The sequence below is a fragment of the Pseudoduganella flava genome, from assembly GCF_007830495.1.
Lineage (GTDB): Bacteria > Pseudomonadota > Gammaproteobacteria > Burkholderiales > Burkholderiaceae_D > Rugamonas > Rugamonas flava.
The window spans coordinates 165744-191244 of the sequence record NZ_VLKW01000011.1 but is presented as its reverse complement, the minus strand read 5'-3'; the positions used below and the strand labels follow the sequence as shown (position 1 = coordinate 191244).

At 69.7% G+C, this 25501-nt stretch carries 16 protein-coding genes; 7 read left to right on the top strand and 9 right to left on the bottom strand.

Features of this window, described 5'->3' with window-relative positions:
• Positions 1-58: 58 nt before the first annotated feature.
• Both IP92_RS24175 and IP92_RS24170 read right to left on the bottom strand, forming a co-directional pair.
• On the bottom strand, positions 59-730 hold the full coding sequence (locus tag IP92_RS24175; RefSeq protein WP_199271861.1) for an SMI1/KNR4 family protein: 672 nt from the start codon (positions 728-730) through the stop codon (positions 59-61).
• 62 nt (positions 731-792) lie between these two features.
• A complete protein-coding gene (locus IP92_RS24170) occupies positions 793-1683 on the bottom strand; it encodes a sugar kinase (protein ID WP_145880083.1) in 891 nt (296 codons plus the stop codon).
• A 155-nt stretch (positions 1684-1838) separates the two neighbouring features.
• On the opposite strand from IP92_RS24170, the gene IP92_RS24165 reads away from it, so the two are divergent.
• A complete protein-coding gene (locus IP92_RS24165) occupies positions 1839-3464 on the top strand; it encodes a methyl-accepting chemotaxis protein (RefSeq protein ID WP_145880081.1) in 1626 nt (541 codons plus the stop codon).
• On the opposite strand, the gene IP92_RS24160 is transcribed toward IP92_RS24165, so the two are convergent.
• The 3 genes from IP92_RS24160 to IP92_RS24150 are packed head-to-tail and all read right to left on the bottom strand — an operon-like array spanning position 3461 to position 7819.
• Entirely contained in the window at positions 3461-5338 is a 1878-nt protein-coding gene (locus IP92_RS24160; protein ID WP_145880079.1) for a putative bifunctional diguanylate cyclase/phosphodiesterase, read from the bottom strand. The two genes, IP92_RS24165 and IP92_RS24160, sit on opposite strands and share 4 nt — an antisense overlap.
• Complete coding sequence (locus IP92_RS24155; RefSeq protein ID WP_145880077.1) at positions 5335-5850, bottom strand: YfiR family protein; 516 nt, start codon at positions 5848-5850, stop codon at positions 5335-5337. The genes IP92_RS24160 and IP92_RS24155 overlap by 4 nt, the downstream gene beginning before the upstream one ends.
• On the bottom strand, positions 5840-7819 hold the full coding sequence (locus IP92_RS24150) for a TonB-dependent receptor plug domain-containing protein (RefSeq protein ID WP_229418946.1): 1980 nt from the start codon (positions 7817-7819) through the stop codon (positions 5840-5842). The genes IP92_RS24155 and IP92_RS24150 overlap by 11 nt, the downstream gene beginning before the upstream one ends.
• 221 nt (positions 7820-8040) lie before the next feature.
• Between IP92_RS24150 and IP92_RS24145 the strand changes: the two genes are divergently transcribed.
• Positions 8041-11367, top strand: coding sequence for a DUF8487 domain-containing protein (locus tag IP92_RS24145; RefSeq protein ID WP_158206864.1), 3327 nt, complete (start codon positions 8041-8043; stop codon positions 11365-11367).
• 44 nt (positions 11368-11411) lie between these two features.
• Here the strand turns inward: IP92_RS24145 and IP92_RS24140 are convergent, their stop codons facing one another.
• Positions 11412-11777 carry a DUF4406 domain-containing protein gene (locus IP92_RS24140; protein WP_145880071.1) on the bottom strand — a complete coding sequence of 122 codons (366 nt, stop codon included), beginning with the start codon at positions 11775-11777 and terminating at the stop codon, positions 11412-11414.
• Positions 11778-12063: 286 nt separating this feature from the next.
• Between IP92_RS24140 and IP92_RS24135 the strand changes: the two genes are divergently transcribed.
• Both IP92_RS24135 and IP92_RS24130 read left to right on the top strand, forming a co-directional pair.
• Entirely contained in the window at positions 12064-13743 is a 1680-nt protein-coding gene (locus tag IP92_RS24135) for a mechanosensitive ion channel family protein (RefSeq protein WP_145880069.1), read from the top strand.
• A 353-nt stretch (positions 13744-14096) separates the two neighbouring features.
• Positions 14097-15590 carry a CYTH and CHAD domain-containing protein gene (locus tag IP92_RS24130; protein ID WP_158206863.1) on the top strand — a complete coding sequence of 498 codons (1494 nt, stop codon included), beginning with the start codon at positions 14097-14099 and terminating at the stop codon, positions 15588-15590.
• A gap of 10 nt (positions 15591-15600) precedes the next feature.
• On the opposite strand, the gene IP92_RS24125 is transcribed toward IP92_RS24130, so the two are convergent.
• Positions 15601-17265 (bottom strand): sensor domain-containing diguanylate cyclase, encoded by a 1665-nt coding sequence (locus tag IP92_RS24125; protein WP_229418945.1) that lies wholly within the window; start codon positions 17263-17265, stop codon positions 15601-15603.
• Between the two features lie 223 nt (positions 17266-17488).
• On the opposite strand from IP92_RS24125, the gene IP92_RS30595 reads away from it, so the two are divergent.
• Both IP92_RS30595 and IP92_RS24115 read left to right on the top strand, forming a co-directional pair.
• Entirely contained in the window at positions 17489-19210 is a 1722-nt protein-coding gene (locus IP92_RS30595) for a CHASE domain-containing protein (protein ID WP_145880065.1), read from the top strand.
• Positions 19096-21375, top strand: coding sequence for a PAS domain-containing hybrid sensor histidine kinase/response regulator (locus IP92_RS24115; protein WP_371860975.1), 2280 nt, complete (start codon positions 19096-19098; stop codon positions 21373-21375). The genes IP92_RS30595 and IP92_RS24115 overlap by 115 nt, the downstream gene beginning before the upstream one ends.
• Positions 21376-21442: 67 nt before the next feature.
• On the opposite strand, the gene IP92_RS24110 is transcribed toward IP92_RS24115, so the two are convergent.
• Together IP92_RS24110 and IP92_RS24105 are read right to left on the bottom strand one after the other, a co-directional pair.
• Entirely contained in the window at positions 21443-23092 is a 1650-nt protein-coding gene (locus IP92_RS24110; RefSeq protein ID WP_145880061.1) for a right-handed parallel beta-helix repeat-containing protein, read from the bottom strand.
• A 90-nt stretch (positions 23093-23182) separates the two neighbouring features.
• A complete protein-coding gene (locus IP92_RS24105) occupies positions 23183-23887 on the bottom strand; it encodes a GntR family transcriptional regulator (protein WP_145880060.1) in 705 nt (234 codons plus the stop codon).
• Between the two features lie 144 nt (positions 23888-24031).
• Between IP92_RS24105 and IP92_RS24100 the strand changes: the two genes are divergently transcribed.
• On the top strand, positions 24032-25462 hold the full coding sequence (locus tag IP92_RS24100) for a sialate O-acetylesterase (RefSeq protein ID WP_145880058.1): 1431 nt from the start codon (positions 24032-24034) through the stop codon (positions 25460-25462).
• Positions 25463-25501: the final 39 nt, after the last annotated feature.

Below are 25501 nucleotides of genomic sequence, written 5' to 3'. Positions count from 1 at the left end.
AACGCCGCCGCAAGCATTGACCATTATCTGCTCGCCGCTAGCTATTCAGAAGCATCGGTCAGTCAACGATGTCAAAGCGGATTTGAGAGCCATCAGGGAGATCATGGATCTGCGTGGCTAGATTGCCACGTGTGCGCATCCCCCTTGCGCGCTCGATCGCCACAAGATTGGAAATATCGAAGGCACCACCGAGCACGAAAGGAATCTTCGGCATCAGGCGGTCGGATGGGCTAAGCGGACCATTTTGCAACTGCCACTCCTGGGCGATGGAATAGCCGGTTTGCAGGTCATAGTCGTCCAGCACGGCTTGCGCCCATTCCTCCAGATCCTGTCCTATCAAGGTAACGTCGGCCGTCTCGGGATCAAACCCATAAATGGCACCATCCTTGACGCAGAATTGCCCGCCAAATATATCCTCTGCAAAGAAGAACATCCCGTCGACCAGCTTCCCATAGCTATGCCGCCAAAGCGACCGGGAATTCCATTCTTGTACGCCAGTCGTACCTAGTCCTTCTCCTGCCGGGAACACGTGTAGCGCGGACTCGAACGCGTAGAAGCCATTCTTCAGCCCGAGCAACGCTTCCACCATGGCATTGATACCTGGCCGCCCTCCCAGCGGGGGCGCCAGTGACGGGCCCGAAATCTGGCTGAGCTTCCTTATATTCTTTCCCATATTTAAGCCGTCACCCTGGTTGTGACCTTCCCGAGACAACTGTGCATTGTGGCCCATGCAGAAACTTCTCCTCTATTATCCGATCGTACGACGCGGGCACGGCGGCGCGAACGGCGCCATCACCGCGGCGCAATCGCCCCCCGATGCGCCAGCTTCGCCGCCGCGACCCGATTCGCCAGCGCCGCCGCGGCAACCGGTGCCTCCCCACGCAGCACCGCACTCAGGTAAGCCCCATTCCACGCATCCCCCGCCCCCGTTGTATCGACAACGGTCGCCGCCACGGCCGGCACCACGGTCCGCGAGCCATCGAGCCACACCTCACACCCCTCTTCGCCATGCTTGACGACGGCATGCGGCACCAGATCCCAAGGTGCACCAGGCAGGACGTCCGAGTCGGCCGGCATGCTGGGCAGCAGGATGTCGACGAACGGCAGCAGCTCGGCGCAGGCGGCACGGGCCGCGTCCGTGTCGCCCCACAGGCGTGGACGGTAATTGGGGTCATAAGCAACGGTCACCCCATGCCGGCGAGCGATCCGCGCGGCGGCCAGTGTCGCAGCGCGGGCCGATGGCGAGATCGCCTGCGTGATCCCGGACAGCAGCAGGCAGCGTGCCGAGGCGATGAAGTCTTCGTCGATATCGGCCGGTGCGAGCATCGAGGCGGCGCTGCCGGCGCGGCGGTACGTGAACGAGCGCTCGCCGTGCGCATCGAGGGAGATGAAGTAGACGCCGTTTTCGCCCGGGGTCAATGGCGCGTGCGTGACGTCGATACCCTCCGCGGCCCACGCGGCGCGCAGGCCGGGGCCGAACGGGTCGTCGCCCACGCGCGTGACGAAGGCCGTGCGCGCGCCCTGGCGCGCCGCCGACACCAGGGCGTTCAGCACGTCGCCGCCGAATCCCTTGCGGAAGTCGGTGGCGGTGGCGAGCGGTTCGGCGGCGTGGAATTCGACCATGCATTCGCCGATGCCGATCAGGTCGAGCGAACGGTTGCTTGCGTCAGGAAATGTAGTCATCGTCGGTGGCGGTAAGCGGCGGAAGTGGGGAACGCCGGCAAAGCTAGCATTTTTTGCCATTCATGCAAAGTTGTTTCGGCGCCGCCGGTCCGTGCGCCGGAGGCGGTGGCGCTTCGGTATAAATGCCGTAGCAGACTGAACATGGAGGCCTTGCGATGAATGTTGCCAACCTCGGTATCGGTAAACGCCTTGCCCTCGGCTTCGGCATCCTGTGCGCGATGCTGATCGCCATGGTCCAGCTGTCGAACGCGATGCTGGCGCGCGTCAACGGCGGCACCGATGAGATCGTGAACAACCGCATCCCGAAGATCGACGCGACCACCCGCATGCTCGGCGAGATCAACGATATCGCGATCGCGCTGCGCAACATGATGCTGAGCGAGCATCCGGACGACCGCCGGCGCCAGGCGGACGAAGTGCGCTCGTCGCGCCAGGCGATCGACACCATCCTGGCAGAGCTCGATGCCTCGCTGCGCCTGCCGCGGGGGCGTGAGCTGCTCGACCAGATGCGCGCGCAAGTCGCGCGCTACACGGCCGGCCAGGAAGCCCTGATGGCCCATGTCGAAAGCGGCGCCGAAGCGCAGGCGCGCGCCTTGCTGACCGGCGAGTTGCGGCCGTTGCTTGTGGAGCTGAAGAAGGCCACCAACGACCAGGCGGCGTTCCAGCGCCAGATGAGTGCCGCCGCCGCCCAGGCCGCGGCGGACACCTACGACCACACGCGCAGCCTGATGTGGGGCCTCGGAGGCGTCGCGATTGCCGTCGCCGCGCTGGTCGGCTGGTGGATCACGCGCTCGATCACGCAGCCCGTCCAACAAGCGCTCGGCGTCGCCAATACCGTGGCGGCCGGCGATCTCACCAGCCGGATCGACGCGCGCACGCAGGACGAGATGGGCAACCTGCTGCGCGCGCTCGGCACGATGAACGCGAGCCTGGCGGCCACGGTGGCAACTGTGCGCCATGGCACGGACATCATCGCGACGGCCGCCGCCGAGGTAGCGACAGGAAGCCAGGACCTGTCCGGCCGCACCGAGCAGCAGGCCAGCGCGCTCGAGGAAACGGCGTCGTCGATGGAGCAGCTGGCCTCCACGGTCCGGCAGAACGCGGACAATGCGCGCCAGGCCAATCATCTTGCCGACGCGGCGTCCACGGTCGCGCAGCGCGGCGGCGACGTGATCGGCCGCGTGGTCGGCACGATGGACGAGATCCGTGGCTGCTCCGAGAAGATCGCCGACATCACAAGCGTCATCGACGGCATCGCGTTCCAGACCAACATCCTGGCGTTGAACGCGGCCGTGGAAGCGGCGCGTGCCGGCGAACAGGGGCGCGGCTTCGCCGTCGTGGCCTCTGAAGTACGTACGCTGGCCCAGCGTTCGGCCGCCGCGGCGAAGGAAATCAAGGACCTCATCGGGGAATCGACGGCCAAGGTCGAAGCGGGCAGCCGCCTGGTCGGCGAAGCCGGCGACACGATGCGCGAGATCGTCGCCAGCGTGCGGCGTGTGACGGATATCGTGGCCGAGATCTCCACCGCCAGCGGCGAACAATCGGCAGGGATCGAGCAGATCAACCACGCCGTGGGCGAGATGGACTCCGTCACGCAGCAGAACGCCGCCCTCGTCGAGCAGGCCGCGGCGGCGTCGGAAGCGATGCGCGAGGAGGCGGCGCGGCTGGCGGAGGCCGTCGCCGTGTTCCGCATCGCGCATGACGCGGCCACTGCGGCGCCGCGCTCCGGCGCCACAGGCACTCCCGCGCTGGCCGATGGCCGGCGGCTGACCGGCGCTTAGCCGGTACGCTCGTCCGGCCCGGACAGGAAGCGCGCCGCGAACGCGTCCGGCGCCATCGGCGCGCCCAGCAGGAAGCCCTGCACGACGTCGCAGCCGGCATGCCGCAGCCATTCCAGCTGGCGCTGTTCCTCGACGCCTTCGGCGACGACGGACAGGCCGAAGCCGCGCGCCAGCGCCAGCACGGCGTGGATGATCGTGCCGCCGCGGCCCGGCAGCAGCTGCACGAAGCTGCGGTCCACCTTCAGCTGGTTGATCGGGAACGTCTGCAGGTAGGCCAGCGACGAGTAGCCGGTGCCGAAGTCGTCGATCGCCAGGCGCACGCCGATCGCGCGGATCGCCTGCATGAAGGCGATGGCGCCTGGCACGTCTTCCATCAACAGGCTTTCCGTCAGCTCCAGTTCCAGCCGGTGCGGCGCCAGCCCGCTTTGCGCCAGCGCGCGCGTCACGTCGTCGATGAAGCCCGGCTCGCGCAGCTGGCGCGCCGACATGTTGACGGCCACCGTCAGCGCCGGGCCGCCGGCCTGCTCCCACGCTGCCACGTCGGCGCAGGCGCGTTGCAGTACCCACGCGCCCAGCTGGACGATCAGGCCGCTCTCCTCGGCGATCGGGATGAATTCGGCCGGCGACACGGGGCCGTGGTCCGGGTGGCGCCAGCGCAGCAGCGCTTCGACGCCGATCAGCCGGCCGGTGCTGCATTCGAACTGCGGCTGATAGTGAACGGCCAGCTGCTCGTGTTCGATCGCGCGGCGCAGTTCGCGCTCCAGCACCGCGCTGCGCTGCGCCGCCGCCGTCATCGCCGGTACGAACTCGGCCAGCCGGTTGCGGCCGCCGTGCTTGGCGTGGTACAGCGCCGTGTCGGCACTGCTGACCAGTTCACTGAGCGTGGCCGCGTCGTCCGGGTACAGGCACAGGCCCACGCTGGCGGTGGCGAAGAACTCGCCGCATTCGAGCGGGATCGGGTGCCGCAACGCCTGCGTGACGTTGGCCGCGATGGCGACGGCCGCCGCGCGGCCCGGCACCGGCGCGGCGATGATCGCGAATTCGTCGCCGCCGATGCGGCCCACCAGGTCGGCCGAGCGCACCGCACCGGCCAACGCGGTGGCCACCTTCCTGAGCAGCTGGTCGCCGGCCGCATGGCCGGCCGTGTCGTTGACGGCCTTGAAGTTGTCCAGGTCCACCAGCAGCAGCGCCAGCTGCGTGCCTGCCGCCCTCGCGCTGGCCAGTTCGGCCTCCAGCCGTGCATACGTGGCGTGCCGGTTCGGCAGCTGCGTCACGTGGTCGGTGTGGGCCATGTAGTCGAGCTTTTCCTCGGCCACGGCGACACGCGCGCGCGTCTTGCGCGACAACCCGGCCACGACGAGCATCGCGGCCAGCGAGGCCACCGCCAGCAGGCCCACGTAGCGCAGCATCGCCGCCCGCAGCAGCTCGGTGCCGGTGCGCAGTACGGTGTGTCCCAGCAGGCGGTCCTTGTGGCGCACGATCTCGGTCACCGTGACGACACCGTCCTGGTCCGCGCGGGCCGTATCGAAGTCGCGCGGCAGCGGGCTGTCGGGGTACGCGAATTGCGCCACCAGCCTGCCATCCTTGTCGTACACGCCCACCGCGCGCAGCCCCGGCGCGTAGCGGAACGACCGCAGCACGTCCTGCGTGGCGTCCTCGTCGCCAAACATCAGCGGCGCCGTGACGCTGTCGGCGACGATCGCCGCCTGCACCCGGGCGCCGTCGATCAAGCTCTGGCGCATGTCGAGCAGCTGGTAGGCGACCAGCACGGCGCCGGCGATCAGCAGCGCGGCGACGGCCGCGATGATCTGGCCGCTGCCGAGCGCCGAGGCGATCGGGAAGCGCGCGGAGGAGGATGAAGACGTGCGCTTCATCGCACGTTCCTCGCCAGCCGCAACAGCCGGGAACTGAAGCGCAGCCCGGCGCGCGCCGCTTCCTTCGTATCGATGTCGAAGCGCAGGTGCTGGTCCTCTTCGATGAGCGCGACGGCGCCCGCATAGCCGGCCAGCGGCTCGTCGACGATCGTCAGCGTGCCGCTGTTGTCGTCCTGCGGGCGGTGCGCGCCGGCCGGCAGCACCGCCACGTCGCAGGCGATGCCGGGTGCCGGTTCGACGACTGCCCAGCGGCGCTCGCCGACCATCTTCCCTTGCAGCTTGCGCAGGCTTTCCCACAGCGCGTGCGCACTGCCCACGCAGACGTGGAACGGCCGCGCCACCGCCACCGCGGGCCAGACGGTGAACTGGGCGATGTTGTAGATGTAGGCAGCCTTCAGCGCCACGTCGTCCGTCTCCGCGCGGCACGACGGCGCGGCCAGCAGCAGCGGCGGCACCAGTGCGAGGAGCGCCAGCGACGCGGGCGCGCGGCCAGCCCTTCGTTCAGAAACCATAACCGATCTTGGCCATCAGCGTGCGCCCTTCGCGGGGGATCGCCTGTTGCACGAACGCGGGGCCGGCCGGATCGGCATAGTGCCGCCCGCCCCCGTTGTAGACGCTGACGGACCAGTCCAGCGCACCGCGCCGGCGGGCCGGCAGCAGTGTCGCATTCCATGCGCACCAGCCGCCCGTGTCGGCATGTTCCGTCAACCGGCGCGCCATGCACCGCAGCTCGGTACCGAGCCGCAGCGCGTCGCCCGGCAGCGGCCACGTCGCGTTGAGCTTGAACAGCTGGCGCGGCGAGTTGACGAGCCGCGCGCCCGTATCGTCGCCCGCCTTTTGCCACGTGTAGCTGGCGCGTACCCGCGCGCCGCCGGCGAACAGCCGCTCGCCGGCCAGCTCCACGCCGTCCGCCGACGCGCGCGCCGTGTTCGCGAACATCAGCGCGCCATCCGGCAGCAGCGTTTCCGAGATCAGGTTCGCCATGCTGTAATGGAAAACCGCGGCGGACAGTCTGCTGTATGCATCCGGCTGGCGCTCCCATACCAGCTCGCGGGTCGAGATCTCCTCGGCGCGCAGGTGCGGGTTCAGCACCGCGTAGTCCGAAGCAGCGTAGTACAGTTCATAGGCGTTCGGCGAGCGGTAGGCGGTACCGTAGATCAGCTTCAACGTGTCCTGCGCGCTCGCGTGCCAGATCAGCGCCATGCGCGGGTTGGTGCGCCCGCCGGTGGTGCTGTCGCTGTCGTAGCGCACGCCCGCGTTGAGGATCCACGCCGCGCCCAGGCGCAGCTCGTCCTCGATGTACACGCCGGCGCGGTGATCGGCGCGGCGGTCGTCCATCACCAGCTCGTAAGGATCGAGATTGAAGTTGAACTGGTCGCGGCGCCGGTTGCGCTGCGCGTCCACGCCGACCAAGAGCTTGTGGCCGGCAAAACCCGTGTACGTCACGTTCGCGTTCACCGCGTGCCAGGCGGCGTGGTCGCCGTCGACGTTGATGCGGTCGGCGTCCGCGCCGTCCGGGTACAGGCCCACGCCCAGGTAATCCGCGCGGCCCCATTCGAAGCGCACCGCCACCGCCAGCGCGTCGGTCAGCTCGCGGGCGTAGCCGATGCTGGCGAAGCTTTGCGCGTCGCGCGTGGCGTTCGGCGTGTCGAACACGGCGCTGAACGATGCGGTGGGGATGCCCTTGACGCGGTTGACGTAGCCGGCCGCGAAGCTGAGCGGGCCGCGGCTGGCCTTGACGAACACGCTGCGCGAGCGGTCGTAGTCGAGGCCATGGGCGATGCCGTCCGCGTCGCCCGTCGCGAATTCCGGGGTGTACAGGTCGCCGCCGCGGCGCGTGTAGCCGGTCACGGAGAACAGCACGTCGGTGCCGTCCTGCGCGTGGTAGCCATAGCTGGCGCGGCCGCGCCGTTCGCCCTTGCTGCCGGCGGCCAGCGCGGCCTGCGGGCCGGCCAGCGCGCTGCCGGACTTCGTGATCACGTTGATCACGCCGAACACCGTGTTCGAGCCGTACACGGCCGCGCCGGGGCCGGGAACGTATTCGATGCGTTCGACGAGGTCCATGTCCAGCAGGCCCTCGGTGCCGATCGACGCCTGGTCGTACACGCTGTCGTTGACGCGCACGCCGTCGATCATCAGCAGGAAGCGGCTGTTGTAGTCGCCGGGGCGCAAGAAGCCGCGCGCGCCCAAGTAGGTGTAGTTCCGGTCGTTCGATACATACAGGCCCGGCAAGGTGGCCAGCGCATCGGCCAGCGTGCGCCAGCCATGCTCGCGCACGTCCTGCGACGTCAGCACCGCCACGGCGGACGGCGCATCGCTGGCCCGCTGGGCGAAGCGGGAGGCGGACGTCACCATCGTCACGTCCATCAGGCTTTCCAGCGGCAGCGCCGCCAGGTCGTCGTCCGGCGCCGCGTGGGCGTAACACGCTTGCAGCGCAAGCCAGAACGGCAGGTGGCGACGGAACGATGGGCGGGCAATCATGGTATTTCCGGGCGCGGCCGGTGCACGAACCGCACATGCCGCTATTGATGTAAGGCAATATCTTAACCCGAAGCGTTGTGAAATGTGGCTTTAAATGTCTTAACATTCACACTTTATGCAGTTTCGCAACAAGCTTGCCATTCGCTACCCTCCCCGCTCATCTTGTTGAGCGGTTCGCCGCGCCGCCGCCCCCTCGCGGCATGCGCCGGCATAATGCCGCGATGCCAACCATCTCCTTTCGCGCCCTGTTCCGCTCCTTGTGCCGCCTGGCGCTGTGCATTGCCACCCTGTGCGCCGCGCCGGCCGATGCCGCCGGCGACAAGTTCACGCTCGACCTGGCCGGCCCCTGGCGCTTCGCGCTCGACCGCCGCGACGAAGGCGTCGCGCAGCGCTGGTTCACGGCGCCGCTGTCCGAGCACATCGCCCTGCCGGGCATCCTGAATGCGCAGGGCTATGGCGATGCGATCGCGCAGGACACGCCGTGGGTGCTGTCGCTGTACGACAAGGCATGGCACCAGCGGGACGACTATCGCGACTACGCCCGGCCGGGCAACGTGAAGGTGCCGTTCCTCGCGCAACCGCCCCGCCACTACCTGGGCGCCGCCTGGTACCAGCGCGACGTAACGGTGCCGGGCGCATGGCGCGGCAAGCGTGTCGTGCTGCGCTTGGAACGCCCGCGCTGGGGTTCGACGCTGTGGGTCGACGGCCGCGAGATCGGCACGCAGCGCAGCCTCGTTGCCGAGCATGCGTACGACCTTGGCCTGCTGCCGCCCGGCCGCCACCGCATCGCCGTGCGGGTCGACAACCGCATGCTGCTGCCGTACCGGCCCGATGCGCACAGCGTGTCCGATTCGCTGGGCATGAGCTGGAACGGCATCGTCGGGCAGTTGCGATTGCAGGCCACGTCGCCCGTCCACATCGACGACGCGCAGGTCTATCCCGATGCCGCCGCGCGCACGGTGCGCGTGCGCCTCGCGATTGGTAATGCCGGCGGCAAGGCCGGCCGCGGCACCGTGCAGGCGAACGGCATGCGCGTGCCCGTCGCGTGGACGGCGCAAGGCGGCAGCGCCGAATTCACGGTGCCCTTCCCGCCCGACACGGCGCAGTGGGACGAATGGCACCCCGCGCTGCAGACGCTCGACCTGCGCCTGACCGGCCCGGGCGCCGCGGATACTCGGCAGGTGCGCTTCGGCTTCGTCAACATCGCCGCGCGCGGGACGCAAATGCTGATCAACGGCCGCCCGGCATTCCTGCGCGGTACACACCACGGCGGCGACTTCCCGCTGACGGGCTATCCGCCGACGGACGTGGCGTACTGGAAGAAGATCTTCGCGATCAACAAAGCATGGGGCATCAACCACGTGCGCTTCCACTCGTTCACGCCGCCGGAGGCCGCGTTCCAGGCGGCCGACGAGGTGGGCATCTACCTGCAGCCGGAACCGGGCATGTGGAACACCATCTCGCCCGGCACGGCGATGGAGGCGATGCTGTACGAGGAAACCGAGCGGCTGATCCGCGCCTACGGCAACCACCCGTCGTTCCTGCTGCTCAGCCCCAGCAACGAACCGAAGGGCAAGTGGAAGGAAGCGCTGGGCAAATGGGTCGCGCACTTCCGGCAGCTTGATCCGCGCCGGCTGTACACGACCAATACCGGCTATACCGACAAGGTGGTGCCGGACATCGACCAGGGCGTCGACTACCTGGCCGCATCCCGCATCGGCCCGAAGCCGCTGCGCAACAAGGCCGGCTGGTTCGGGCGCGACTACAGCGCCGCGCTGGAAGGCATCGACGTGCCCGTGCTGGGGCACGAGACGGGCCAGTGGGTGGCCTACCCCGACTTCGCCGTGATCGACAAATTCACCGGGTATGTGCAGCCGGCTAATTACGAGATCTTCCGCGACTCCGCGCGCGCCCACGGCGTGCTGGAGAAGAACCGCGACTTCGCGCTCGCTTCGGGCCGCTGGCAGCTGGCGTGCTACAAGGAAGAGATCGAAGCCGTGCTGCGCACGCGCGGCATGAGCGGCTACCAGCTGCTGGACCTGCACGACTACCTGGGCCAGGGCACGGCACTGGTCGGCCTGCTCGACCCATTCTGGGAGAGCAAAGGCTATGCGACGCCGGAGCAGTTCCGGCGTTTCAATGGCGAGACGGTGCCGCTGGCGCGCATGACACGGCTTGTGCTGACCAGCGCGGACACGCTGGATGTGCCCGTCGAAGTGGCCCACTATGGCCGCGCCGCGCTACCGGGTGCGCGGTCCTGGTGGAAGATCGTCGACACGGCCGCTGTCACCGTCGCCCAGGGCGACTTCGCGCCCACCGACGTCGCCCTGGGCACCAACACGCCGCTCGGCCGCGTAACCTTGCCGCTGGCCGGGCTCCGCGCACCGGCGCGCTACCGATTGGTGGTGGGCGTGGCCGGGACGCAGGCCGAAAACGACTGGAACTTCTGGGTCTATCCGGCGCAGGTTGCGACACCGGTGCCGGCCGGCGTGTTCGTCACGCATTCGTGGCCCGACGCCGAGGCGCGCCTGGCGTCGGGCGGCAAGGTGCTGTACCTGCCCCGCAAGGCGGACCTGGGCTGGACGTCCCCGCCGCTGGACGACGTGCCCGTGTTCTGGAACCGGTTGATGAACCCGGCCTGGAGCCGCATGCTGGGGCTGTGGATCGCACGGGACCACCCTGCCCTCGCCGGCTTTCCGACGGACGACCACTACGACTGGCAATGGGCCGAGCTGGCCGCGCAGGCGCGGGCGCTGAACCTGCGGCACCTGCCGGCCGCGCTGCAGCCGATCGTGCAGCCGATCGACGACTGGAACCGCAACTACAAACTAAGCTTGCTGTTCGAAGCGCGGGTCGGCCCGGGCCGGCTGATGGTGTCCACGGCGGACCTGGAAAGCCGGCTCGACGAGCGCGTCGTCGCGCGGCAGCTGCGCAAGTCGGTGCTCGACTACATGGCGAGCGAGCGATTCGCGCCGGCCGTCGCGATCGCGCCGGCCGCGCTGCGTGCCAGCTTGTTCGATACGCGCGTGATGGCGAAACTCGGCGCCCAGGCGTCCGGCTGGCCGGACGCCGCCAATACGGTCGACGGCGACCCGAACACGTATGCGCTGGTGGCGCCGCAAGGCGATGCGCCACGCGGCCAGCCGGCGCTGACGATCGCGTTTGCCGCGCCGGCGGCGTTCGACGGCCTTGTGCTGATGCCGCGCCAGAACCACCGCGACCATGAAGGCGACGTGCGCACGTGGCGCATCCAGGTTGGCGACGATGGCGCCACGTGGCACGACGTCACCGACGCCACGCTCGGCTCGACGTTCGCGCCGCAGACGGTGCGCTTCCAGGCTCCGGTCACGGCGCGCTGGCTGAAGCTGACGGCACTGGACGGCTTCGGCGCCGACCGCGCCAGCGCGCTGGCCGACGTGGCCGTCACATACGTGGGGCCGCCGCTGCCCGACGATGCGGCGGACGTGCAGTACCAGCGCTCGCGCACCAGTTCCACCGACATCGACGAGGCGGGGATGGACGAGCGCAAGCCGGCACGGCGGCGCTGACCGCCCCGCTGCCACAACCTGCGCTGAGCCGCGCCTGCGCTAAGCTACGCCACGGCTGGCACTTCCTCCAGGCTGCTCCAGCAAGGCAGCCCCAGCGCCCGCGCCTTGGCCACGTCGCCATCCGCCCCGCGCGAATCGCCGGGGATCCGGTACACGCCGTCGCATTGCGCCAGCACGCGGTGCGCGACGCCGTACAGGAACTCGGACGGCACGTCGTGCGCATCGAGTGCCAGCGCGGCGCGCGCCGCCAGCGGCAGCGCGATCCACTCGCCGATCAGCGGCACGTGGCCCTTTCGATAGACCTGCCATGCGGCTTCTTCCAACGCCTGCAGATTGCGCGCGACGCGCGCCGGGTCGCCACCGGTGCCACTGCGGTACGGGCCGGCGATCAGGATGGTCAGCGGTTTCATCGTGGTCCTTTCGTCAATGTTTTCGTGCACGATAATACACGCATTAACACGTTGTTGCACGATCTCGCACGGTGAGGTGAGCTAATGCCCCGGTTGTTCTTGAGACAACAGCCGGGTACACTGACCACGAACGCTACCGGGGAGCACACAGACGAGCTGAGGACGTCAGCAGTGCAACCGTTTCTGTTTTACGCGCGCAACATCGTTGCGCCGGCCGTTGCCTGTCTCCACAATCCAGCGTATCCAGGTAAAGTCATCACTCACGGATTTCCAGTCCAGCCAAGCCATGCGCACCGATTCCGCCATCCGGGTTCACGTGTTAATGCTGCTGTACTGCGTTATGCTGTCTGGCTCGCTCTTCCCGGCCGCGGTCCATGCCGCGACCGCCATGCCGACCTCGGCTCAAACTGCCGAGCTGGTAGTTGCAAATCGCACCGTGATGGTATTTCGCGCGCCGCTGGCGGGCTACACTGCCCAGGAGCGTGCCGACGCCGCGGAGCGGCGCCTGGAGAAGGCCTTGGCCAAGCCTGGGGAGCAACGCGCCGCCACCCGGCCGATCGCCGAGGGCACGCAGGTATTGCTCGCAGGCCAGGCGCTGTTCCTCGTCACGCCGGGCGACGTCAACGCGCTCGCCGGCGACACGACCGACGAGGTGGCCAGCGAGAGTGCGCGCCGCCTGGCGCAGGCGCTGCAGGACCGGCGAGACCGGAGCAGTGTGCGTCATCTCGCTATCGCTGGCGCATTTTGCCTGCTGGCGACAGCGGTCTACGGAGGCCTATTGCATATGGTGTCGCTGGCCCAACGTTCGATGCGGGAACGTTGCGCCCTGCTGCTGGGCGTCCGCATGAAGCGGGTCCGATCCCGGTACGCACGGCTGCTGGACGCCGAGCAGTATGTTCCTTTCGCGCTGCTTATCACCGTAATGGTGGCCTGGGCACTGCGCCTGCTGTTTACCTTTGTTTGGGGCGCGTTCGTGCTGGCGCAAGTTCCCTACACGCGAGGCTGGGGCGAGCGCCTCGGCACCCATCTGCTGGGGACTGCCGCGGAGGCGGCGCACGCCGCCGCAAATGCACTGCCGGGCCTGCTGTTGGTCGCGTTGATCACCGTCGTGGCGCGGCTGGCGATGGCCACCGCCACCTCGATCTTCCGGCGAGTCGAAAGCGGCGAAGTGCAAGGCGGCTGGCTTGATCAGGAAACGGCCCCGCCGACGCGCCGGATCGTCAATATCATGATCGGCCTGTTCGCGCTGGCGATGGCCTATCCTTACCTTCCGGGTTCGCACACGGCCGCGTTCCAGGGCGTCAGCGTTCTGGCCGGCCTGATGGTCTCGATAGGCGCGTCGAGCGTCGTGGCTCAGGCGGCCTCGGGCCTGATCCTGATCTACACGCGCTCGCTTCGCAAGGGCGAATACGTGCGAATCGGCGCAGCCGAGGGCACGGTGTCCGAAGTCGGCATGTTCGCGACACGGCTACGCACCGGATTCGGCGAGGAGATCGCGCTGCCCAACGCTTTTATCTTGGGCAACACTGTGTGCAATTTCTCGCGCGCCAGGCCGGGCACTGGCTACATGCTCGATACCAGCGTGACGATCGGGTACGACACTCCATGGCGCCAAGTGCACGCGCTGCTCAAAGGCGCGGCGGCCGCCACGCCCGGCATTGCCGCCGATCCGGCGCCGATCGTGGCGCTGACGGCGCTGACGGACTTCTACATCGAATACAAGCTGATCGCTTATGCGGCCTGCGCGTCGCCACGCGATCGCGCCCACGTGCTGACCCACCTGCACCAGAACATAGTCGACGGCTTCAACCTGCATGGCGTGCAGATCATGTCGCCACACTTCACGGAGCAGCCCGCCACGCCGCATGTGGTCGCGCCAGCCAACTGGCACCGCAGTCCGGCCGACGCACCGGCCGTTGGCGCGGCCCAGTGTGATGAACCAGAACTTCGTGACAAACCAATATGACGGATCGTCTCGCCGCAAGGTAAGGTTGCGGCTCGCGCTCTTTTTCCAAAGACCGAGAGTCTAGCGGGCCTGGTCGCTGCCGGGCATCGCAGCCCGGATCGCACGCTATGGCGTGGAGTCGCGCGAAAGGCCTGGGCGACGGCGTTGGGTCGTCTGCACCCGGCGTTCCTGTCGCTTGCCTGCTCGCTCATCTGTTGGCGGTATGTCGAGAGGTTTTGTCAGCCGCGCTTAAACTCGCGTCGCCCGCTAAGTGGCCTGGCCCACCGAAAAGCCGCGGCCGCGGGCGTATAGTGACCAATCCGCTAACCGAATCGCTAACCATTCAGCTAACCAGGCACACCATGGAAACCGAATTGAAACTGCAAGTCCCGCCGACGGACATCGAGCGCATGCGCCAGCACCCGGTCCTGGCCGAGCATGCGGTGGGCGCCCCTACCGAACACCGCCGCACGGACACCTATTACGACACGCCCGAACACGCACTGTGGAAGCACGGCCTGACCCTGCGCGTGCGCGAGCAGGACGGCACCTTCATCCAGACCGTGAAGACGGCCGACGGCCCGTCGCCCGGCCTGCATCGCCGCGGCGAATGGGAATGCGAGCTGCCCGACGCGACGCCGCAGCCGGCGCTGCTGGCACGCCAGATCAAGCCGGCCCGGGTGGCCGCGCCGCTCACGTCCGACGACATCGCGACGCGGCTGCAGCCCGTGTTCCGCAACACCACGCAGCGCACCACGTGGGACATCCGCCTGCCGGACGGCGAACAGGTCGAGTGCGCGCTCGATGCGGGCGACATCGCCAGCGGCGAGCGACACACCCCGATCGCGGAGCTGGAACTGGAATTGAAAAGCGGCTCGCCCGCGCAGCTGTTCGACCTGGCGCTCGCGCTGCACCACGACGTGCCGCTGCGGATGGCCAACGACAGCAAGGCCGCGCGCGGCTACGCGCTGTCCGAGCCGGCCACGCCGCAGGCCATCAAGGCCGCGCGGGTGCGGCTGAAGAAATCGATGTCATTGGAAGATGCGTTCCAGTGCATCGGCCTGAACTGCCTGCGCCAGATGGAGGCCAACGTGACCGGCGTGCTGGCGCGCGACGTGGAGAGCCTGCACCAGATGCGGGTGGGCCTGCGCCGCCTGCGCGCGCTGCTGGACATGTTCGAGGAGCTGACTGTGCCGCCGGCCGACATCGCCGACGGCCTGGAATGGCTGGCGGGCGAACTGGGCGCGACGCGCGACTGGGACGTGCTGGCCGCGTCGACGCTGGACCGCATCGACGGCAACGACACGGCGGCGCTGCGCGACGCCGCCCGCGCCAAGGCGGCCCGGCTGCACAAGCACATGCTGGACACGCTGCACGTGCCGCGCTTCACCGAGCTGATGCTGCGCCTGAACGCGTGGCTGCAGGGGCGCCAGTGGCGCGCGGACGGCATTCCGCAACGCGCGCTCACGGCCAGTGCCGCGGATGGCGCGCAGCCGCTGCTGCGCAAGGCGGAAAAGCGGCTTGCGCAACGGATAGGCAAGCTCGATCCGGACGATGCGCCGGCCCGCCATCGCGTGCGCATCGCCGCGAAGAAGGCGCGCTATGCGGCGGAATTCTTCCGCGACCTGCTGCCGAAACAAAGCGTCAAGCGCTATGTCGCCAACCTGTCCGCGCTGCAGGACCAGCTGGGGCTGATGAACGACGTGGCCGTGGCGGAGCGGCTGCTGCCGGAACTGCAGCATGGGAACGGCGAGCTGGCGCGCCAGGCCGCGTACGCGCGCGGCTACCTGCGCGCCGGCACGGGTGCGGATGTACGCGCGCTGAAGAAGCCGCTGGCGGCCATCGCGCGGCTGCGCATGCGCCGCTGAGCCCCAGCGGCTAGGCGCGCACCGCCTCTTCGCGCGGGCGCACCCTGGCCTGCTCGCGCCCGCGCACGCAGGCCAGTTTCTCGGTGCCGACGACGTTCACCGCATAGCCGTCGCGCCCCGCCGCCTTCACGCCGTACAGCGCGTAGTCGGCCGATTGCATCACGGCCTGCGCGCTGGCGTGGTGCCGCGTGATGGCGATGCCGACGCTGGCCGTCACGCGCAGCGTCGCGCCGCCCGCCTGGAACGGCCGCTCCATCGCCGCCATCAGCTTGCCGCCCAGCTGGTGGGCCTCGTCCGCATCGCCCAGCTGTTCGTAGACGATGACGAATTCGTCGCCGGCCAGCCGCGCCACGGTGTCCGTGCGCCGCACGGCGCCCTGCAGCCGGCGCGCGAACTCCACCAGCACGGCGTCGCCGACCGCGTGGCCGTAGGTGTCGTTGATGTGCTTGAAGCTGTCCACGTCGAGGAACGCGACGGCCAGCGCCTCGCCGGCGCGGCGGGCACGGGCCAGCGCCGCCGGCAGGAAGTCGTCGAACATGCGGCGGTTGTAGGTCCCCGTCAGCACGTCCGTCGTGGCCAGCCGGTGCAGCTCGTCCTCGGCCTGCTGGCGGTGGCGCGACAGCCGATACAGCGCGCGGCTGAGGAGGCCGAACTCGTCGCGGTCCTGCACGTCCAGCGCCTCGATGTCGGTGGCGCCGGAATCGATCGCCTCCACGCTCTTCTGCAACCGGTCCAGCGGCTCCATCAGCACCTTCACGAGACCCCAGCCGAACACGCCGGCCAGCGCCGTGAACACGGCCGCCGCGGCGATCCCCTTCATCCATACGGCCGCCATCGGCGCGAAGGCCTCATGCAGCGGCGACGACACGCCCACCGTCCAGTCGACCTGGCGCAGCCGCTTGTAGGCGACGAACACGGGCTGGCCGTCGTCGACGAGGTCGGCGCGCCAGCCCTCCGGCGCGGCCAGCGCCGCATGCAGTGCCGGGCGCTCTTCCAGATCCGGGCGGGTCAGGATCAGGTCCTTGTTCGGGTGGTGCACGACGGTGCCGTCGGCGCTGACGATGAACAGATAGCCTTGCGGGATGCTGCGCAGCGCCTCGATCTGTGCGGCAAACGACGGCCGCAGCAGGTCGATGCCGCCCACCAGCACGGCGTAGATCTCGCCCTTGGCATCGGCCAGCGGCTGCGTCAGCGCGACGGCCGGCCGGCCCGACAGGCCGCTCTTGAACGGTTCCGAGATCATGCCTTCGCGTCCCGCCAGCGTCTGCTGGAAGTACGCCCGGCCGGATACGTTGAGCGCCTTGTCCTGCCGGTTGCGCAGGCTGGCGATGCGATCGCCGTGCGCGTCGTACGACGCCACGTTGATGAATTCGTCGCGCAGCGTGGAATGCGCCTCCAGCAGCGCCTGCACGTCGGCCGGGCCCAGGTTGCGTACCTGGGCTTCCTCGGCCAGGCTTTTCAGCAGCTGCTGCTTGGCGTGCAGGTCGTTGTCGATGTAGGCGGCGGCGCCGGCCAGTGCCGACAGCTCCTGCGCGCCCGTCATCCGCTGCATCTGCACCTCGGCGATCAGCAGCGACAGTCCGCCCACGGCGATGGCCGCGATCAGCACCATCGCCATCACGAGCGCGGACACCTTCAACTTGAAACTGGCGAAATGGGCAACGGCCGGGGACACGGAAACTCCAACGCGCCATCGGGCGCAGGTTTGGGTCCGGCGGGGTATCGGCCAGGTGGACGGCGCGCCCTTGGGCGTGGGGCGCTGCCGCGTCGCCCGATTATACCGCCGCAATCGTTCTCATAGGTATTTTTTGTTGCCACGCAACCACGCAACGCGCGCCGAATCGTGCCGCGCCTTCAACCCAACTGAGGCATGATCGGGGCGCGAGGGGGACGCGCACATGAAAATCCGCACCGGGCCGCTGACGGCCGCCGCCGCCGGCAAAGCGCTGTTGTGCCTGGCCGGCTACCTGCTGGGCGCCGCGGCCTGCCTGGCGCTGGCGGTACCGAACGGCAACAGCAGCCCGCTGTGGCTGCCCACCGGCATCGCGCTGGCCGCCCTGCTGCGCTGGCGCCGGCAGATGCTGATCCCCATCGCGGCCGGCAGCCTGCTGGTCAACCTGTACCTGATGGCGCGCGGCGCCGGGCTGACGCAGGGAGCGATCGCCGCGGCATGCGCGATCACGATCGCCAACCTGCTCGCCGTCGTCCTGGCGTATTGGCTGATCCGCCACTGCGGCCGCGCGCTGCGGCGCCACAATCCCCTCGTCGTGTACGGCTACCTGCTCGCCGTGACGGTGGCTGCCGCCGTCAGCGGCGCGGCCGGCGGCATCGCGCTGGTGGCCGCCGACATCGTCGCCGCCGCCGACCTGGTGCAGGTGGCCACGCTGTGGTGGCTCGGCGACCTGATGGCCATGCTGCTGGTGACGCCGCTGCTGGCCGCGTGGACCGCCGCGCCCGAGCTGCGCCGCCTGCGCCGGCACTGGCTGGGGCATGGCGCAGTGTGGCTGGCCGCGGCCGTCGCCACGGTCGCCATCTACCGCTGGTCGCCGCCCGCCTGGGCGGCGTGGACGCCGTTCCTGCTGCTGGTGCCGGTGCTGTGGGCCGCGTTCGCGCAGGGCGCCATCGCCAGCACGACCGTCGCGGCGCTGGCCGCCGGCGGCGCCGTCTGGGTCACGCTGGCCGGCAACGGGCCGTTCGCCACGCGCGACCAGTTCCACTCGCTGCTGGCGCTGGACATGTACCTGGCGCTGCTGGCGATCGCCGGCATGGTGCTGACGAATACGGCCGCCGGCCACTTCCGCGATACGGACGGCAGCCGGCCGGGGCGCTGGCCCGTCGTCACGCTCGCCCTGTGCCTGGCGATCACGGTGGCCGCATGGCACGGCATCGCCGCGTGGTCGGAGCGGCGCATCGTCGAACAATTCCGCGCCGTCGTCAACGACGCCTGGCAGCAGATGGATTACCGGATCGGCAACTACCGGCGCATGCTGACGGCCGGGCGGGCGTTCTTCGACGCCTCCGACGACGTCAGCGCCGCCGAATGGCGCGCGTACGTCGGCGATTTCGATCTCGAGCAGGCGTTCCCCGGCACGCTGGGGCTGGGCTACGCCACGTGGGTGCCGGAACATGAACGGGCGGCGTTCCTGGCGCGCCAGCGGATGGAACGCCCCGGCTTCCACATCTGGCCGGAGCCGGCCGCGTGGCCGGCCGTCGTCGCCACCTACCTGGCGCCGGTCAATGCCCGCAACGAGCGCGCGATCGGCTTCAACCTGCTGTCCGACCCGGTGCGCCGCGCCGCGCTGGAACCGGCCATCGCCCACGGCGGCATCGGCAGCACGGCGGCGCTGGCGCTCGTGCAGGACCTCGACCGCCCCGCCCAGCTGGGCTTCCTGATGTTCGTGCCGTGTATCGCCAGGGCGCGGACCTGGGCACGGCGGCCGGCCGCGTGGCGGCATTGCGGGGCTTCGTCTACAGCCCGTTCCGCATCGGCGACATGGTCGGCAGCATGCTCGGCAACGGCAGTGCCTTCGCACTGCGAATCCATGACCTGCACGGCGGCGCCGGCGGGCGGCCCATCTACGACAGCGCACCATCGCCCCGCGCGGCGCCCCGCTACGTGAAGCCGCTCGCGCTGCAACGCACGCTGACGATCGACGCCGCCGGCAACCGCTGGCGCCTGGATTTCACGGCCACCGCCAGCTTCGAAGCCACCGTCGACCGGCGCAGCCCGCTGCTGACGCTGGGCCTCGGATCGCTGATCAGCCTCCTGCTGTTCGAGATCGTTCGCGGCCTGGCGTCGACGCGGGCCCGCGCGGTCGCCATCGCCAAGGAGATCACGCGTGAGCTGCAGCACCAACAGCGCGCCGTGCGCCAGAGCGAGGAACGCTTCCGGCTGTTCACCGCCAGCGTGCGCAGCCACGCCATCATCTTCCTCGACGTGGCCGGCCGCGTCGAGGCGTGGAACGACGGCGCGACGAACCTGTTCGGCCATACGGATGCCGAAACGGTGGGCCGGCCGCTGGACCTGTGGGCCGAACCGGAGCGCGGCCGCGCGCTGCTGGCCGAGGCCACGGAACGGGGCGCCGCCACGGCCGTGACGGCGTTCGTGCGCCAGGACGGCAGCCGCTTCATGGGCGAACTGCAGCTGTCGGCCGTGCGGCGCGACGGACTGCTGACGGGCTTCGCGTTCATCGTGCGCGACGTGACGGCGGCCCGCGAAGCGGAGGAGCAGTTGCGCCGCGCGGTGGAGATCGCACAGAGCGCGAGCCGCGCGAAGAGCGCGTTCGTCGCCAACATGAGCCATGAGCTGCGCACGCCGATGAACGGGGTGCTGGGCATCGCGGCCCTGCTCGACCGCAGCCGCCTGGACAAGGAACAGCACGAGCTGGTACGGATGATCCGCCGCTCCGGCGAAACGCTGCTGGCGGTGCTGAACGACATCCTCGACTTCTCGAAGATCGAGGCGGGCAAGGCGACGCTGCACCCGGAGCCGGTGCCGCTGGACGACATCGCGCTGGCCTGCGCGCGCCTGATGGCCGTCAACGGCGGCGGGCGGCTGCGCGTGCTCGTCGACGTGGCGCCCACGCTGCCCGCGACGGTCAATGCGGATGCGCTGCGGCTCGAACAGGTGCTGACGAACCTGATCGGCAATGCGCTGAAGTTCACGGAACAGGGTTCGGTCGAATGCCGTTTCGCGCCGGGCACCCTGGCGGACGGCGCGCCGGCGCTGTGCGTGGCGGTGCGGGACACCGGCATCGGCATCGATCCGGAACAGCAGAAGGGCCTGTTCTCGGCGTTCGCCCAGGCCGATGCGTCGACGACGCGCCGCTTCGGCGGCACCGGCCTGGGGCTGACGATCGCGCGCAGCCTCGCCCAGCTGATGGGCGGCACGCTGACCCTGGAAAGCATGCCGGGCGCCGGCAGCACGTTCACGCTGGCGGTGCCGTTGCTGCCGGCGGCGGGCCAGCCGGACCGCTACGCGCTGCCGCCGCCGCACCGCGGCCTGCAGGTGCTGCTGTGCGAAGCGGACGGGCCGCTGGCGGCGTCCATCGTCAACGCCTGCGCGCATTGGGGCTGGCACCTGCACGTGGCGCAGGACGAGGCCCACGTGGCGGCACTGTTTGACGCCGGTGCGGCGCTCCCATATGCGCTGGCGATCGTCGGCGCGGGCATCGGGCACGGCCCCATCCTGGCGGCGCTGGCCGCGCGGCAGGCGTATCTGCCCGCCGGCTTTGCCGTGATCCGCATCGCTGCCGGCTTCGACGTGACGGGCAGCGACGTGCTCCTGCCCTTCCCCACCGCCATCGTGCATGCGCCGGCCACGCGGGCGGCGCTGCATGCCGCGGTGCTGGACGTGCGGCGGCCCGGCGCGGCGCCGCAGGCGGCCGGCGATGCGGGCGCGGCGCAGCCGCTAGCGGGCCTGCGCGTGCTGCTGGCCGAGGACAACCCGATCAACCAGACCGTGGCGATGGCGCTGCTCGACTATGCCGGCGCCACCGTCACCGTGGCCGGCAACGGCCGCGAAGCGCTGGACCTGCTGGGCCGGCAGCCGGATGGCTACGACGCCGTGCTGATGGACGTGCAGATGCCGGAAATGGACGGCCTGGCCGCGGCGCGTGCGATCCGCGACGCGTTGCGCCTGACGGTGCCGATCGTCGCGATGACAGCCGGCGTCACGCAGGAAGAGCGCGACGCCTGCGTGGTGGCCGGCATGGTCGACTTCATCGCCAAGCCGATCGACGAGGACGATCTGGTCGCCACGTTGCTGCGCGTACGCGCGGCATGAGCGCACCCGATGGGATGGCGCGATGGGATGGCGACCGATGGGATGGCGAGCGATCTGATGGCGTCAGTCAGGGCGTGGCCGCGAACAGCTTCGGGGTGTACGCCACGGTGCTGCCGGCCGGGTTGGCGAACACCGTCGACACGGTCGCCGTTGCGCCCGGCGCCAGCGTGGTGACGGGCAGTTCCAGCACGGGTGCGCCGCCCTGCGCGCCGCTCTCGTTCGCGAGCGTCACGCCATCCGTCACGTGATCGAGGCGCAGGTACAGCGTGCCGGCCAGCGGTTCGATGCCCGTGTTCGTGAACGTCACGGTACCTTGCTGGCGTTGCGTGACGCGGTCCAGCACGAGGCCGGTGCGCACGATGTGCACGCTGGCCGTCACGTCGGCGAACTTCGGCACCGGCGCCGTGCCTTCGAACGCACCGAGGTCCGGCGCCGCCCCGGTGTACGGCAGGCCGACGTCGACGCCGGCATCGACCAGGTCGCTGCCCTGCGCCAGGTGGAAGTGCGGCAGTTCGGGCAGGCTGCCGTCCGGCAGCCGCGGCGCATCCCAGCCCGTCGTGGCGACGCTCTGGAAGTCGGCGGCGCTCACCGTCACGGGCAGATTCCAGCTGTTGCGGGCCACGTCCGCGCCGTCGACGTTGGCGGCCGGCGTGCCGCCGTAGGCCAGGTTGTTGCGCGCCACGCCGCGCGCCACCGCGGCACCCGATTCGTCCACGCCCAGCAGGTTGAAGCCCGTACGGTTGTTGACGGCCGTGTTGTTGTGGAACTGGCTGGCCACCGGGTGGTGGTTCGCGTAGAAGCCGTTGACCTTGTTGTTGAGCGCGACATTGAACCGCGTGACGTGCACCGGCGCGTCCGCGGCCCAGGCGCCGCCGAAGCCGCCGATCTTGAAGCCGTTGCCGTTGCCTGCGGCGATCGGCGTCGTCGTGCCGGGCAGGTAGCCGTGCAGCCATGCCCACGAATGCTCGATCAGCACGCTCGACTGCGCGTTGATCAGGTCGAAGCCGTCGTCCGTGTTCGACCACGCGCGGCAGCCGCGGAACACGTTGCCTGGCTGATTCGCGCGGATGTGGGCGCCGAAGCCGTCAGCGTTCTGGCCTGCGCCGCTGCGGCTGTACGGATCGTAGTTGTGGTGCGAATCCACGTTCAGCACGAGGTTGTTGTTGCCGTCGGCGAGGAAGAAGCCGGGGCCCATGTGGTGGTGCGTGTCCAGCGCCTCGAACACGTTGTGGCTGCCGCGCACCCATACGCCCCACGACTCGTTGTTCAGCGTATTGCCCGGCTGCTGCGGCGCGCCCGTGATCTCCAGGCCCTTCAGGTGCAGCCAGCTGGCCACCACGTTGAAAGCCTTCACGCGGCAGTCGTCCTTCATCCGCGCGAAATCGAAGCGCGGCTTCTCGCCCGGATAGGCCCAGTAGCGTATCGGCTTGCCTTCCTGGCCGCTCTTGTTCAGCGTGATCGCGTTGACCGTGTCAGTACGGCTCGCGCACGCGTTCAGTCCCGCCGCGTACGCATAGGTGCCGCCGCGGAAGTACACGGTGTCGCCGGGCGCGGCGATGGCCTGCGCTTGCGCGAACGTCTTCCATGGCGCGGCCAGGGTGCCAGGTGCGTTGTCGTTACCGTTCGGTGCGACGTAATACGTGGCGGCCGCCGCATGCGACGCGAGGCCGGCCGCCGCGGTGAACAGGACGGGTGCGAAGCTGTACCAGGCTTTCATGAAGTCTCCTTGTCGTGGGATGGGCCAGCCGATGGTAGCGCCACGCCGGCGGCGTTTGCGCTCGACTTCGTGATTGTTGGCGCTCCGCCGTCACTGCACGGGCAGCACGAAGTCCGGGTAGCGCGCGCGCAGCGCATCGAGTTCGGACAACGTGCCGGACAGGTGCTTGCGCACCCACGCCTGCGCGCGCGCCGGGTCGCCGTCGGCGATGGCCCGGGCGATCTGCGCGTGCTCGTCGAGGATCGCCCTGGCCTTGCCGTTCAGCGGCAGGTGCAGGCGGCGCAGCCGGTCCAGGTTGCCGCTGCCTTCGCGCAGCCGCTGCCACAGGCCCGTCAGCAGCGCCGCTTCGTACATCGTGCGATGAAAGTCCATGTCGACCGCCGTGAAGCGGGCCAGGTCGCCCGCCGCGAGGTGCTCGCGCTGGCTTGCGACGAGGGCCAGCAGCCGGGCCGCCAGCTCGGCGTCGGCGCGCTGGGCCAGGCCGTGCACCAGTTCCAGCTCGACGGACAGGCGCAGGAAATGCGCCTCGCGCGCGGAGTCCAGGTCGACCGCGCGCACCCGCGTCGCGTGCTGGGGGAAGACTTCGACGAGCTTCTCGTCGTCCAGCCGCGCCAGCGCATCGCGCACTGGCGTCACCGACACGTCGTAGTAGCCGGCCAGCTCGGTGCGCGACAGCACGGCGCCGGGCGGCAGCGCCAGCGTGACGATCAGTTCGCGCAGGTGTTCGTACACCTGCAGCGCGGCGTTCCTGGACCGGTCCAGCCGGAACGTGCCCGGCAATCTGTGTTCACTCATGGCTGCGATTGTACGCACGGCGGCGCCGCCGCGGGAGGGGCCCGGCACGCCGGATCAACTTCGTGAGCATTTGCGCCGGCCGGCCCGCGGCCGCTGGACAGCCCCGTGGCGAACCGGATAATCGCCGCATCTATGGACCTGCCCATGCGCCTGCCCTTCCTTGCCGCCATCGCCACGTCGTTCGTCGCTGCGTCGTTCATCGCCGCGTCGTTCATCCCGCTAACCTGCGCGGCGGCGGTGCGCCTGCCGGCGATCCTTTCCGAGCACATGGTGCTGCAGCGTGCCGTTGACACGCCCGTGTGGGGCTGGGCCGCGCCGGGCGAGGCGGTGTCGGTAAGCTTCGGCGATGCCACCGCCGGCACGCGCGCCGGCGCGGACGGCCGCTGGCAGGTGCGCCTCGATCTACGCGCCGTGCGTGCCGACACGCTGCGGGTGCGCGGCGCCGCCAACGAGATCGCCGTCGGCGACGTGCTGCTGGGCGACGTGTGGCTCGCGTCCGGCCAGTCGAACATGCAAAAACCACTGGGCGAACGGCGCGGCGAGCGGCCCACGTTCGACCACGTCGCCGAGATCGCGGCGGCGGACGCGCCCGAACTCCGGTTGTTCAAGGTGGCCCGCAACCGTGCCACGCGGCCGGCGGACGACGTGGCCGGCGAGTGGGTGCGCTGCAGCCCGGAGGCCGTGCAGGCCACGCAATTCTCGGCGGCCGCCTACTTCTTCGGCCGCCGCCTGCAGCGCGAGCTGGGCCGGCCGATCGGCCTGATCGACGCCAGCGTCGGCGGCACCCGCATCGAACTGTGGACGCCGGGCGAGGCGCCAGCCGCACCGGAGCACGGGGTGCTGTACAACGCGATGGTCGCCGGCCTGGCCCCGTTCGCGTTGACGGGCGTGATCTGGTACCAGGGCGAATCGAACGTGATCGACAGCGACGACGGTGCGGCCTACGCGCCGAAGATGGCGGCGCTGATCGAGCGCTGGCGCGCCGCGTTCGGCCGCGACCTGCCGTTCTACTACGTGCAGATCGCGCCGCACCTGTACCACGTGGTGCGCCATGCGAAGGTCATCGATCCGGAAAGCGCGGCCCGGCTGCGCCAGGCGCAGGCGGCCGCGCTGGCGATCCCCGGCACCGGCATGGTCGTGACGACGGACCTGGCCGACGACCTTGCCGACATCCACCCGCGCGACAAGAAGACGGTCGGCCAGCGCCTGGCGAACCTGGCGCTGGCCGGCACCTATGGCCGCCGCGACATCGAGCCATACGGCCCGGTGTTCCGGGCGATGCAGGTGCGGGACCGGCGCGCGCTGCTGGCGTTCGACCATGCGGACGGCCTGTTCGCCAGCGATGGCAAGGCGCTGTCGTGGTTCGATGTGGCCGGCGCGGACGGCCGCTGGTATCCGGCCACCGCGACGATCGAGCGCGGCATGGTGGCCGTCGCCAGCCCGCAGGTGGCGCAGCCGCGCGCCGTGCGCTTCGGCTGGGACGAGGCGGCGCAGCCGAACCTCGTCAACGGCGCCGGCCTGCCGGCGCTGCCGTTCCACACCGACCAACCTTTGCCGCCCGCCGCGCGGCGGTAACGCGACTTCGCCCGACAAGCCATGTTCCCGTGCACGACT